This window comes from Candidatus Protochlamydia sp. R18, from assembly GCF_000648255.1.
Classification (GTDB): domain Bacteria; phylum Chlamydiota; class Chlamydiia; order Chlamydiales; family Parachlamydiaceae; genus Protochlamydia; species Protochlamydia amoebophila.
Genome location: NZ_BASL01000795.1, coordinates 16,669 through 30,291, shown reverse-complemented (window position 1 = coordinate 30,291; position 13,623 = coordinate 16,669). Strand labels below are relative to the sequence as shown.

Sequence of the window (13,623 nt, the reverse complement as noted above, 5' to 3'; positions counted from 1 at the left end):
GATATAAAACAACGGTTTATTTCAATTATATCCATCTATATTGGATCAAAACTTAAGAAAAGTCAAAGGTTTCATGGGTTTTATATAAAACCATCGAAATTTCTTATCATGCTAATATTTGAATGAACAGAAAACAAAACCTTCTTACTTTGCCATTGACTCGCTTGAAATCCCTAAATCGTTTATGATGATTCTTTTCGCGAAAAATCTTTGGAGAAAAAAATGAAAATTAAAGAATTTAATTGGGGACCGACACTCTTCTTAACGATTTATCAGACTCTTCTTATCCTTTCTTTACCCTTTTACTTCTACTTTACTCCCCCTTCTTTAGGAATGATTGGAGTATCAATCATTTTACTTTACTTAACTGGTTTAAGTATTACAGCTGGTTATCACCGATTTTATTCACATCGAAGCTATCGAACAAATTCTTTTGTGGAAATACTTCTCTTATTTTTTGGTTCAATGGCTGGTCAGGGAAGTGCTCTAAGATGGTCATTTGATCATCGCTTGCATCATACCCACGTCGATACAGATTGTGACCCTTATTCTATAAAAAAGGGGTTTTGGTATGCTCATTGCCTATGGATTTTAGAAAAGCCTAAAAAAATTGAAGCTAAAGTTGTGCCCGATTTAATAAAAAATCGTCTTGTTCAATTTCAACATAAATATGATTTCCTTTGTATGCTCATAAGTAATGGAATTGCTTTTTTAGTTGTCGGTTGGTTTTTAGATGATTATATGGGAGCTTTTTTTCTAGCTTGTTGGACACGTTTATTTCTTCTTCATCACTTTACGTGGTTTATCAATTCACTTGCTCACACTTGGGGCGATCGCCCATTTTGCCAAGAGCAATCAGCGGTCAACAATTATATTTTGGCCCTATTAACTTTTGGTGAAGGTTATCATAACTATCACCATACTTTCTGTAATGATTACCGAAATGGAATTCGCTGGTTTCATTTTGACCCCACAAAATGGCTCATTTGGACACTTAGCAAATGTGGTTTGACTAAAGAGCTGAAACGGATGGATTCTTATACCATTCAAAAAAGAATGGTTCTTGAAAGAAAAAGGTTATTACTAGGTCGTGTTTGCAATTTATGGTATGTAAAAAAAGATGAACTTGAAAAGCTTGTTCGCGAACTAGCTGAAAAATTAGTCGTAGAATTTGCTGAATTTAACCAATTGCGAGTTAACTACCGGCTTGCTCGAAAAGAAGGGCGAGAACCAGATCAATTAAAGGTTTTTAAACAAAAATTGTCTATCCTCAGAAAAAATCTTAAAAGCAATTGGCGGTTATGGAAACAACTCTCTCGTCATATTTTAAAACTCAAACCTTTTGAATCCTTTCCCTGCCCTACTTAATTCAAGAACATAACTATCCCACCTTGATGGGCCCTTACGTTTCTCTCTCAAATCCTATTCCTTTTAAAATAAACTTCTTTGTTGCTAGTTTTCTAAACTGGCATATTCCTTGCATCTCTTAGTATACCATTCAATACAAAAATTAATAATTAAAATTTAAAAAATTAATAATTACTTAATTTTAATTAATTATAATTAAATTAAATAAACTAAAATGGTTAATACTATGAATATAAATACTGAATTTAATAAAAGTATTCATTCTGTTAGTTTTAAACCATCAACGCAAGATATTAATCATGCTAGTAGCAGAATTAATGTTCATATGGGGCATGCCTATCAACTATTAAAACAGTTAGAAAATCAAAATGGTCACAATCCGCAAGTAGCTGAAATTTATGAAAAAGCTTCTACTGAATTATTTCAAGTTCATGAAAATCTTGCTAACGCTTTAAATCCTGCAAACGGAAACACCTTATCGAAAAAAGAGATCAAAGATTTAAATAAAGCCATCAAAACATCTGAAAAACAAATCGCTCAAATTATTCAAAAAGCTCACATCGAAGCTGTTGTTCAATTAGGTGGCGAAAAATTTAGATCGGAATTAACAGCTCTTTCAAAAGGAGGGTTTGAAGCCAAACTCATTCGTTTTTTTGCCTTGATTTCTTCAACGAAAAATGCGGCTGTCGAGGCTTTTAAACAAGCGACAAGTGCGATGGATCAAGCAAGTCGAACAATGCCAACAGAACTTCAAGATATAAAAACAACAGATTTATCCTCTGTTCAAAAAGATCAGCTAGAACAAATGAAAGCTTTTACAGATGGGATAAGCGACGTTAAGCGTCGAGCAGGTGTGGTTGGACTCAATGGAATTTATCGGGTGAAATTGAATTTTTCAGAGGAAAAGATCCAAAAACAAGTCAAATCTTTCTCAGCTCAAAATATAAGCCAACAAGTCAGAACGACAATGACTCGTACTGTTTCTTTTGAAAAAGAAGGGCAAGATTTTCTATTTACTAGTACCCAAACACCACTGAATGCAGAATTTGATAAGGCTTTAAAAACGAATGGCTCAGCGCGCGTGTTCGAAAAAATTTTTGGTAAAACTGGGGGGATCTCAAGTGCGAATCGACAAGAAACGCATTTGATTAATGGATGGGAATCTAACTTAAAAAACTCGGAGGACAAAATCGTTTATCAGGCATTGAGACACGCTATTACTTCTGACAAATATGAAACCAATGCAACAATTAGAAAAGAAAACTCCAAGCAAGCAGCTGGTGAACTCTTAAAAGCCGCTGTGTTACAACATTTATCAGATATAAAAATGTCTTTAGAAGATGCCCAAGAACAGGGAATTAATCTTAATTTCAATTCGGTTAGTCTTGTCACACCAGATGATTTGCGTGCCATTGGTTCAAAAGGCGCTAATGAGAAAAACATGTTGAATGATCAAATTTCTGCTTTACAAAGTTATGCGGAACAAAATAAATCTATTGATATCGATGGGTATGCAATTGGTGTTAACTTAAACATCAATACATTTAATTTTGGAGTGAACGCAGGAGCTGTTAAAATAGGTTTTGGAACAATTAATCAATCCTTAGAAAATAAAAAAGCTTTTCAAGGTTTAAAAGCCCAAGCAGAAGCTTTGATCAACAATGAAAAAATTGGATTGCTCGAAGAACGAGCTAAATTACAAAGTCTTTTAGATGACATCACTTTTCTCATGGAATCTCCCAAAGCTTATTTAGATGGAGATAATCAATATGAGATTGGCGCAAAAATTATCAATCTCAGTAATGGTATGGATAACATTCAAAAAGGAACTAAATGTGCTTTTAACTGCATGAGTGGAAAAGACCGCACGGGAATGATGGATGGTGTTGCAAAAGCCTTTGCCATTATGAATGAAATCAATGGAAAATTTCCGTCTCACGAAGAACTAAAATCTGATCCAGAAGTCAGAAAACAATTTCAAGAGATTTTTGTTCCTATCATGAAGGAGATGGGAGGCTTAGATATTACTCGAATCAATACTGGAGCCACTGGTTACAAAGTAGGAAAAGAAGCGAAATTGGCAGGCTTACCTGAAGAAGATTTTTTGGAAATGATGGGTCTTTCTAAAACCACTTCTAGTTAGCCGAAAAATCCAGATTTAAAAATTTTTATTTTTCAAAACCGAATCTTTCAAAAACAACCACTTAGAAAGCATTTTTTCCTTTTTATAAAAACGCACTTGACGAAATGATGTTTATTTGTGTATACCCTTAGTTTTTCTAGGTGGTGGCATAGCCAAGTGGTAAGGCAGAAGCCTGCAAAGCTTCCATCCCCCAGTTCGAATCTGGGTGCCACCTAATTATTTCTAATATCTTTGCTCTATTTCTCCTTCATATCCCTTTTTTAAACGCTCATTTAAAATTAGAAAAATTGTTGTATGTTATATCTAGTTGCGACTCCCATCGGGCATTTATCAGACATAACTTTTAGAGCTATTGAGACACTTAAACTCTGTGATTATATCTTATGTGAAGACACACGGCATAGTCTTAGACTTCTTCAACATTACGATATACACAAACCTCTTAAAAGTTATCATAAGTTTAACGAAACCGAAAAGTCTCAATCAATTTTGGATGATCTCCATGCTGGTAAAAATATTTGTTTGATCTCGGATGCAGGCACACCAGGAATTTCTGATCCAGGAACGCAATTAGTCCAACTTTGCATATCCAATCAAATTCCTGTCACAGCGATCCCAGGTCCATGCGCAGCGATCCAAGCTTTAACTTGCTCAGGACTTCCAACAGACCATTTTCAATTTATTGGCTTTCTTCCCCGCAAAGAAGGAGAGCTAAAAAAATTTCTACTTTCACTTTTTACCTATACAGGGACAACTATCTGCTATGAATCTCCTCATCGTTTAATCGATACTTTAAAACTATTTCACAGTTTACAACCTCATAGACAATTAGTTGTGGCAAGAGAATTGACAAAAAAGTTTGAAGAATTTGTCAGAGGAACAGCAGAAGAAATCTTCAAGAAATGGAAAGATAAAGAGCCACGTGGTGAAATTGTCTTGATGATTGAACCTTTTTCTCAAACACAAGTCGATTGGAATCAATGGTCTCCCGAAGAGCATGTTTCTTGGATGCAAGCGACATATTCACTTTCTCGCAAAGAAGCCATAAAAATGGTGGCCGATTTGCGCCAAGTATCTAAAAGAGACATCTACAATCTTTTTCACAATTGACAATTCAAGCTTGAGGTATTTTTAATCCTTGCATAAATTATTATTTAGGTCTATTGACTATAAACAACTCTTCAAAATATCCTCCTTTTATTATATTTGAAAAGAAGTTAAACTTAAGTCTAATCTCAGCTTAGAGATTCAATCTAGTATCAAAATGACTTTAACAATGTTCTATCCCTCATAAACTAAAGCTCGGCTTACTTAAGTTAATCGCTAACCAGAGATTCCTATGAAAGAATCGCAATCTAAATCTTATGATCAATTTCTTCACCCTTACGTTTTTATTCTAAAAGAAGGGAAAAAAATTCAAGATGATTTTCTCGATTATTCTTTGTTACTGCTACAAGTTAACTTAGCGGATGTGATTCCTTCTCCCAAACACGTATTTAAATCTAGCAAATCAACAACTCAGTTGCTAAAAAAGTAATTTCTCTCTTGCAAAATTCTCTTTTTTTCCCTAGCATCATTTCTCAATGATTAAACTTTTTTGCGTCATTTAAATGACTTGCAAGGTGAGAAATTGAAATCTTACTTTGAGCGAAAATTCGATAGATAAGAAATTTTAAAGAGGAGCTCATATGTCAATACCTAAAGAAATTATTTTTGAAGAGGAAGCACGGGAATTTCTTTTAAAGGGAATCAAGAAATTAGCCGACGTTGTTGCCTTCACCCTTGGCCCTAAAGGAAGAAATGTAGGTCTTGAAAAAAGTTGGGGAGCTCCCACAATCACAAACGACGGCGCAAGCATCATTCGAGATATCCAACTCGAAGACAAATACGAAAATATGGGCGTTGCAATGGCAAAAGAAGTCGTCCAAAAAATTAAAGAAAAGTGTGGAGATGGGACAACAAGTGGAGCTCTACTTTTAAGATCTTTAGTGGAAGCCGGTATAAAAAATATTTCTTCTGGAGCAAGTCCAATCGGAATTAAAAGAGGGATGGATAAAGCTGTTGAAGTTGTTGTAAAAGCGATTGAAAAGGCAGCTATTCCAGTTAAAACAAAACAAGAAACAAGAAACGTTGCTGTTGTTTCCGCTTCCGGTAATCAAGAAATTGGCGAATTAATTGCAGAAGCGATGGAAAAAGTGAGTAATTCCGGCGCTATTACAATCGAAGAAGGAAAGGGTACCGAAACATGTATAGAAGTTGTCAAAGGGATGAAATTTGATCGTGGTTATGTCAGTCCTTACCTTTGCACGAACCTCGAAAAAATGATTGTTGAAATGGATCATGCTCAAATCCTCCTCGTTGATAAAAAAATTTCTAGTATTCATGAATTACTTCCTGTGCTTCAAGCTACGGCTGCATCAGGACGCGAACTTTTAATCATTGCCGAAGATATTGACGGAGATGCATTGTCAACACTAGTCGTCAATAAACTTCGTGGTACTCTAAAAGTAGCTGCTGTTAAAGCCCCAGGGTTTGGCGATCGTCGTAAAGCAATGCTTCAAGATATTGCAACGTTAACAGCCGCTACGGTTGTTTCTGAAGAAGTTGGCATTTCTTTAAAAGAAATTCCAGCAACAGCTTTAGGATCAGCAGAAAAAGTAACTGTCACAAAAGAATCAACAACGATTGTTGGTGGAACAGGAGCTCAAGAAGATATCGCTGCAAGAATTAAACAAATTGATGCCGAAATTAACTTGGCACAAAGTTCTTATGATAAAGAAAAATTAGAAGAGCGACGAGCTAAATTGAGTGGTGGCGTTGCTGTTATTCGAGTAGGTGCGGCGACAGAGACTGAAATGAAGCAGAAAAAACAAATGTTTGATGATAGCTTAAATTCAACAAAGGCTGCTTTAGAAGAAGGAATTGTTCCGGGTGGAGGAGTTGCTTTACTAAACGCAAGTAAAATATTGGGCCAACTAAAACTAGAAGGCGATGAAGCGGTAGGAGCTAAAATTGTTTTGCAGGCTTGCGAAACACCTATTAAACAAATTGTGCAAAATACCGGTTTTGATGGAAGCGTCGTCTTAAATGAAGTCCTCAATTCTCCTGCCAATTTCGGATTTAATGCTTTAACTGAAAAAGTCGAAGACTTAATTGCCGCTGGCGTGATTGATCCTGCCAAAGTCATTAAAAATACGCTTACCTACGCAGCATCAACTGCCGGTATTGTGCTTCTTTCTGAAGCATTGATCGCAGATGCGGATGAAGAAGAAGAAGAAAACTCTACTAAATAAGTATAGTCTTGGGAGTTTATAAAATCATTTTTTAGCAAACTCCCAAGACTTTATTCTTAGAACAGAAAATGGTCCAACAAAACTAGCTTCTAATGATAGAAATGTGCTTTTGTTAATTTTTACGGTTGTGTCTGAGAGTTGATTTGTTCTTTAGCGGAATTCTTTGCATTCTCAGTTAACGTCAAAGGTGGCTTGGGACCTAAGCGAGTTGCTTTTAATTCTTCTTGACGATTATTTCGAATGATTTTCCTTTGAATATATCTAAGATGATGTGCTATATCCTTCATAATAAATACCTCCTAAAACTAATCAGTTTTTCAATCTAAAAATTTGATCAAGAGTAGATAATAATCCGTCTACTATCAACGATTTTTATTAAAAAATAATAATCCCCTTTTTAAATTTTCGATAAATTTTAGAGTTAAAAGACTGCTTGCTCATCTAACTCTGCCTGCATTATGTTAACATTTTTCTTTATTTTTTTACTTAAATCTATTACTAGAATTTATAAATATTTTCTCAATATCCTGTTTATAAATGGCTTATTACTTTTCTCTAACTGAAATAAGTGTCGATATCAATCAAACCACTCTGCTGTAGAATGATAAATACAATAGCTATGGGAGCAACCCAACGAATAAAGAAAATCCACGGGTGCCATAACCAACGCATGGTCGTACCAGAAGAAAACTCTTCTTTCGCTAATTCTTTATCTAAAACCCAACCCGTAAAAATAGACACTAATAACCCTCCAATAGGTAAAAACCAAAGAGTAACCAAATCATCAATAGTTTGAAAAAAAGTTTTTCCATAAATGGCGGGCCAGTTTGCAAATAACGTATTTGTATTAGATAATGCGCTAGGAATACCAAATATAAAACAACTAATCGACACAATTAAAACAGCTTTTTGACGTGACCAACCGAGTAAATCAGTAAAATTTGCTGTGACAACTTCGATTAAAGCGACAGCGGAAGTGAGTGCCGTAAACACAAATAACACGAAAAATGCGGTAGAAATAAAAAGAGCTCCCGGCAACTGAGCAAATAAAACCGGTAATGTTTTGAAGACAAGCCCAGGACCAGCTTCGGGTGCAAATCCAAAAGAAAAAATAATAGGGAAAATCATGAGGCCTGCCAATAAAGAAATCAATACAATCATGACACCTATGATCACTGCCGTTTTAGGGATATTGTCCCCTCTTCTCATATAGCTTCCGTAAGTCAACATGATCCCTTGACCTAAACTAAGCGTAAAGAAAGATAGCCCGAGAGCATCAATAGCAGCAGAGGGTTTAAAACGAGATAAATCTGGATAGAAAATAAAATTAACTCCTTCTCGAAATCCTGGAAGGGTGAAAGCATACACACACATACTTAAAAGAATAATTAATAAGCCAATCGTCATAAAGCGGCTCCAATACTCAATCCCTTGACGAATGCCTCGATAAACGACGGCGGCTGTCAATGCCGTGAAGAGAAAGTGCCAGAATAAAGTGATATCAGCTGAAGAAGCAAGGATGTCAAAAACCCCTGAAATTTCTTGGGCTGTCCGATCCTTGTAAAATTGACTGAGAGACATGAAAATGTAATTGAGTCCCCACCCCGCTAAAATACTATAAAAAGACATGATTAAAAAAGAGGAGGCAACTCCTAACCAACCCACAGTTTTCCAAGCAGCAGAGTTATTAGCTAAGCTTGCAAAAATGCCAACAGCTCCACGTTGGGCTTTTCGGCCCAAAATCAATTCCGCAATAAAAACTGGAACTCCAATAAAAAACGTGCATAAAATATAAATAAAAACAAAGAGCCCTCCACCGTTTTCACCTGTGACATAAGGAAATTTCCATAACGTTCCGAGACCAATTGCCGATCCCGCTGCCGCAAGAATAAATCCTAAATGTGAACTCCAGTGCTCTCTTTGTTTTTGCATATTATTTGTCTCCGAATTAATGAATACAATTGATTTGGTACTAGGCGAAAAACGACACCAAACAAATTTTAACTTGCTTGTGTGTTAGACGTAGATGGCGTCAGTGTCAAAAAGAAATGAAATGGTTGAAATAATTTTTTTAGCTGGAGAAAGGATAAAAAAATTTCTTCTTTTGGACATAACAATCTGTTAATCCTTTGAAAACGATTTTATCGATCTCTTATAAAAAAGTTATGCTTCAAATGAGTTAGTTAAACTAAGCATTTGAGGAATTTATCACAACGTACCTAAGTTGACAATAGTTATTTTTTCTTATACTATCTTAAATTATTGAATAAGGATTGCTCATATTATTCTCGCTCTTTATCGAAGCCGCTGTTGTTTTAGAATCGTTTGTATTATCTTTCTCATTTTATTTTTTTGCAGGTATTCGACAAATGGTTAAAAAGAAAGGCTTTTAAACTATGTTAAAAATTATTAAAGAAGAAAATCCTTGGTATGCAGAAGGATTATCATTTGAATGCACTGGGTGCGGTCAATGCTGTACAGGTGCTCCTGGATATATTTGGGTCAACGAAGAAGAAATCAAACAAATCGCTTTTCATTTACATTTATCCATTCAAGAATTTGCAGATCATTATTTACGCTCTATTAATGGACGTTTTTCACTGCTTGAGAGGCCGCAAACTTATGATTGTGTTTTTCTAAAAGATAAAAAATGTCAAATTTATTCCGTCCGTCCTACCCAATGTCGTACCTACCCTTGGTGGCCCCAAAACCTGAAAACAAAAAAAGATTGGAAAGAAGCTGCTAAATGGTGTGAAGGAATTTCGGAAACAGCTCCTGTTGTCTCCGTAGATAAAATTCGTGAGCAATTACAGAGACAACTGCGTGAAAATAACCAGCCATGACAAATAAAGTTTTAGCTATTGGATCTGGTAAAGAGGTGATGGATAAATCAACAGTCGCTGTTAACTTAGCTGTCACCTTTTCCAATTGGGCCTTAAGAGATAAGTTTATTAGGTGCCGATATTGATGGTCCCTCGATTCCCATTATGTTAGATCTCAAAAATTGAGCCCCTGCCTCAAAAAAGCAAAATAACCACATGACTAAGCTTATTCCCTTTACAAAATTTGAAATCAAAATTATTTCAATTGTTTTCCTCTGATTGAAGAAACCCGGATCCGTAATTTGAAGAAGTTCCCTTCTTCCTTCTTCCTTAAAATAAAATGCTTTCAGAATTTTAGGGCGATTTAGATCTTTTATTAATTGATCTTCTTCCAGGCACAGCACAGGCGATTGCTTATTGTCCCTTTCATACGTATTATCCATGACGATCGCTTTTGTTGTAGCAAAAGATGTAGCCATTTTAGTTGCAGTCAAAGCTATTAATGCGTTTGATCAATTAGAAATTCAGTTGTTAGAAAACATCGAAAATATGGCCGAGTTTACAGTTCCAGAAACAAGCCAAATTTATCCTATTTTGGTGAGATAAAAACAGAAAAATTAACAAGTTTCTTTTTTCAAATCTCTCCTTTTTTAGCCACTATTCCTTTAATCCCACTATGCAAAAAATTGATGATGAAGGACGGTCCCCTTGCTTTTTATCCAGGCCATGTCAGTCGAGTCTTCTTAGATTTAGCAAAACAAATTCACCTTCTTATCTAGCCGATTGATATTTACTTTAATCTGTGACGGTAAACTCATTTTTTTTCAAAAAATCATCTCGAATGCAAATTTAAGCCAGGGATAATTTTTTATTGCATGCATTCTCAAGCTCTTTTATGGTGAAATTAAACTTACCTTATTGATTTAAACACTTAAAATGAGAATGATTCCATGGAACTCGCTGAAAAACCCCTTTTTGATTTAGTCACGCAGAAAAATGTTAATCTATGGCTAGAAGGTCAATACGATGTAGCTACAAAAGCAGAAATTAAGCAACTTCTTTTAGAAGACCCTAAACATATTGTTGATGCATTTTTTACGAATCTGACTTTTGGAACGGGAGGACTCAGAGGAATCATGGGAGTTGGAACTAATCGGATGAACTTTTACACTGTCCGAGCCGCTACACAGGGATTAGCCAACTACATCAATAAGCAACCCAATGAAACTCAAAAAAAACGAGCGGTATTTATTGGTTACGACTCTCGTCATCACTCCAGAGAATTTGCTGAAGAGACTGCCAAAGTATTAGCAGCTAATAAAATTCACGTTTATCTGTTTAAAGATATTCGCCCCACCCCCCTTGTTTCTTTTGCTTGCCGTTATAAAAAATGTATAGCAGCTGTCATGATTACAGCTTCTCACAACCCCCCTGAATATAACGGTTATAAAGTTTATTGGTCTGATGGAGGACAATTAGTCCCCCCTCATGACGATGGAGTCATTGCAGAAGCTTCAAAAATTGTCGATCCCAATCAGGTAAAAGTTTGTCATTCCCTTGACGACTTATTAATCGAAGAAATTGACAATGAAATTGATGAAGCCTATTTAAAGGCAATTCGTCCTCTTCAGCATTACCCTGAAATAAATCGAAAGCAAGGCAGTCAACTAAAAATTGCCTATACTAGTTTACACGGAACGGGAATTACGATGGCTCCCCTAGCCTTAAAGGAATGGGGATTTACCAATTATGTTTTTGTTGAACCTCAAGTCATTCCCGATGGTACCTTCCCAACTGTTCGATTTCCCAATCCAGAAGAACCAGCTGCCTTAAAACTCGGTATCGAATTAATGCTACAATCAAAATGTGATCTTTTAATCGCTAATGATCCAGATGCCGACAGAATGGGAATTGTTGTCCTTCACAAAGGAGAAGCTGTTTTATTAAATGGAAATCAAACTTGCGCTCTTCTTCTCGAACACGTCTGTGAGGCTTTAGCTAAACAAAAAAAACTTCCTGAAAAAGCTGCTTTTATTAAAACGATTGGAACCACAGAGCTTTTTCAAGCCATTTGTGATGCCTATGAGAGACCTTGCTTTAATGTATTAACAGGCTTTAAGTATATTGCTGAAAAAATTCATGAATGGGAATTATTCAAAGGGGGACACCAATTTATTTTTGGTGGAGAAGAGTCATACGGATATCTATTAGGGACTCACGCACGCGACAAAGATGCTATTGTTTGTAGCGCACTTATCTCTGAATTAGCTTTAAAAGCTAAATTAGAAGGAAAAACTTTGCTAGATAAACTTCATGACCTTTATCACAAATATGGGATTTATCAAGAAAAATTACTTTCAATTAACTTTGGCGAAACTAAAGAAGGAAAAGAGCAAATGTCTTTGGGAATGCAAAAACTTCGCTCTACACATCTGAAAAATATTTGCGGTATCCCTGTCACGGTGGTTGAAGATTATTTATTATCCACCAAAATTCATTTAGAAACAAATCAAACAGATCCTATTACTCTACCCATTTCAGACGTTCTTTTATACTGGCTCAAGGATGGCACAAAAGTGATGGTTCGTCCTTCAGGAACTGAACCTAAAGTTAAAATTTATTGTGGACTTGTAGAAAAACAATTTACAACGATTGAACAAGGACTTGAAAAAAGTAAAACAAGATGTGATCAATTATTGAATTTTATGAAAACACATCTCATGTCTTAAAAAAACCTTTTTGAGAAGAAAAAATCTGCATGCCTCATTCATCGATCGATTAAACTATTGCTAATCTTTTTCTTCTCAAATTGTTAATAGACATCTATTAGAAATTAAATAAAGCGAAATTCTTTTAAAAAACTCAATGGTAATTTTTTTTATCGTCAGTTTATTGAATTTTTAAAATATATGTAATACTTATGTTAAGTTCTTTCAGTTAAACCATATTAAATAAATCCCAAGTAACAGGTGTTCCCATTGCAATAGATTGATTAATAGTCAATCCTATGATTTTATCAATTTCTTTTGGGGGTAACCCTTTATTGGGCCTAACTGATCGAATGTGGTGCAGCTGTATTTTTTCTCCTTGCTCAAGGTCTTTCACAAAATAGAGAGAAGGACGATGAGAATGCGTGGTTTGTTCGACGGCAAGAGGCCCATAGTGAATCTGACCTAACGCTTCCCAAGCATTTTTTGATTCGTTAACTAAGAGTTTTAACTCTTCCGGCTCTAAAGAAAAAACACTGTCAACTCCTCCTTCTTTTCGAGAAAGAGTTAAATGTTTTTCTATAAGGCAACATCCAAAAGCTAAACTTGCGATAGAAGCACCTATTCCTAAAGTATGATCTGACAATCCTACCAGTACTTGAAAATTTTCGCTCATGTGAAAAATTGTACGTAAATGCATATCTATCGATTTCGCAGGATAGGCAGCTGTACATTTGAGTAAAATTAAATCTTGGCAACCCACTTGTCTGGCTGCATTCACAGCTTCTGTGATTTCTTCTAAATTGGCACCCCCTGTTGATAAAAGCACGGGTTTACCAAGTGAAGCAACTTTTCGAATTAAGGGTAAATCGACGATTTCGGGAGAAGCAATTTTATAACAAGGGACATCTAACGCTTCCAAAAAATCTACTGCACTTTCATCAAAAGGTGTACTAAAAGCAACCAATCCTAAAACTTTGCATTTTTCAAAAATAGGTTGATGCCATTCCCAAGGCATATGAGCTTCTTGGTAAAGATCATAGAGATACCGTCCAGTCCACAAACTCGATTTCTCTTCGATTAAAAATTCAGAACGCCGAACATTTAAGGTAATAGTATCCGGTGTGTAAGTTTGTAATTTAACAGCATGAGCTCCAGCTTGCGCAGCTTCTTCAACAAGTTTTAAGGCCCGTTCAAGTGAACCGTTATGATTGCCGGATAATTCAGCGATAATAAACGGGGGATGCTCAGGTCCAATTTTTTTAGATCCAATTGAAATATCCATGTCG

11 protein-coding genes, 1 tRNA gene and 1 pseudogene are annotated in these 13,623 nt (G+C 35.6%); 10 read left to right on the top strand and 3 right to left on the bottom strand.

The genetic code is table 11. The features are described from left to right. The first annotated feature begins 222 nt into the window (after window positions 1–222). The 6 genes from TY19_RS11305 (at window position 223) to groL (ending at window position 6,804) form a co-directional block, all read left to right on the top strand. Window positions 223–1,368: an acyl-CoA desaturase gene (locus tag TY19_RS11305; RefSeq protein ID WP_042282671.1), complete on the top strand. Its 1,146-nt coding sequence runs from the start codon at window positions 223–225 to the stop codon at window positions 1,366–1,368. Between the two features lie 226 nt (window positions 1,369–1,594). After that, window positions 1,595–3,511: a type III secretion system effector inositol phosphate phosphatase gene (locus TY19_RS11300; RefSeq protein ID WP_042282670.1), complete on the top strand. Its 1,917-nt coding sequence runs from the start codon at window positions 1,595–1,597 to the stop codon at window positions 3,509–3,511. Window positions 3,512–3,653: 142 nt separating this feature from the next. After that, a tRNA-Cys gene (locus TY19_RS11295) sits at window positions 3,654–3,725 on the top strand. Between the two features lie 80 nt (window positions 3,726–3,805). Continuing rightward, complete coding sequence (gene rsmI, locus TY19_RS11290) at window positions 3,806–4,621, top strand: 16S rRNA (cytidine(1402)-2'-O)-methyltransferase (protein ID WP_042282669.1); 816 nt, start codon at window positions 3,806–3,808, stop codon at window positions 4,619–4,621. A gap of 229 nt (window positions 4,622–4,850) precedes the next feature. Further along, window positions 4,851–5,048, top strand: coding sequence for a hypothetical protein (locus tag TY19_RS11285; RefSeq protein WP_011175808.1), 198 nt, complete (start codon window positions 4,851–4,853; stop codon window positions 5,046–5,048). Between the two features lie 151 nt (window positions 5,049–5,199). Further along, window positions 5,200–6,804, top strand: coding sequence for a chaperonin GroEL (groL, locus tag TY19_RS11280; RefSeq protein WP_042282668.1), 1,605 nt, complete (start codon window positions 5,200–5,202; stop codon window positions 6,802–6,804). Window positions 6,805–6,923: 119 nt separating this feature from the next. On the opposite strand, the gene TY19_RS16325 is transcribed toward groL, so the two are convergent. Continuing rightward, window positions 6,924–7,091 carry a hypothetical protein gene (locus TY19_RS16325; protein ID WP_158383201.1) on the bottom strand — a complete coding sequence of 56 codons (168 nt, stop codon included), beginning with the start codon at window positions 7,089–7,091 and terminating at the stop codon, window positions 6,924–6,926. 268 nt (window positions 7,092–7,359) lie between these two features. Beyond that, the gene (locus TY19_RS11275; protein WP_042282667.1) at window positions 7,360–8,736 is read right to left on the bottom strand and encodes a sodium-dependent transporter; all 1,377 of its coding nucleotides are present in this window, start codon (window positions 8,734–8,736) and stop codon (window positions 7,360–7,362) included. Window positions 8,737–9,200: 464 nt separating this feature from the next. On the opposite strand from TY19_RS11275, the gene TY19_RS11270 reads away from it, so the two are divergent. From TY19_RS11270 to TY19_RS11260, 4 genes and pseudogenes are all read left to right on the top strand, one after another. After that, entirely contained in the window at window positions 9,201–9,647 is a 447-nt protein-coding gene (locus TY19_RS11270) for a YkgJ family cysteine cluster protein (protein WP_042282666.1), read from the top strand. Further along, window positions 9,644–9,772, top strand: coding sequence for an Mrp/NBP35 family ATP-binding protein (locus TY19_RS19725; RefSeq protein ID WP_162472053.1), 129 nt, complete (start codon window positions 9,644–9,646; stop codon window positions 9,770–9,772). The genes TY19_RS11270 and TY19_RS19725 overlap by 4 nt, the downstream gene beginning before the upstream one ends. A 268-nt stretch (window positions 9,773–10,040) precedes the next feature. Further along, window positions 10,041–10,232 (top strand): annotated as a pseudogene (locus tag TY19_RS15320) (ATP-binding protein); the annotation flags it as partial. A gap of 344 nt (window positions 10,233–10,576) precedes the next feature. Further along, window positions 10,577–12,355 carry a phospho-sugar mutase gene (locus TY19_RS11260; RefSeq protein ID WP_042282663.1) on the top strand — a complete coding sequence of 593 codons (1,779 nt, stop codon included), beginning with the start codon at window positions 10,577–10,579 and terminating at the stop codon, window positions 12,353–12,355. Between the two features lie 208 nt (window positions 12,356–12,563). Here TY19_RS11260 and pseI read toward each other — a convergent pair whose 3' ends face one another. Further along, entirely contained in the window at window positions 12,564–13,619 is a 1,056-nt protein-coding gene (pseI, locus tag TY19_RS11255) for a pseudaminic acid synthase (RefSeq protein WP_042282661.1), read from the bottom strand. Window positions 13,620–13,623: the final 4 nt, after the last annotated feature.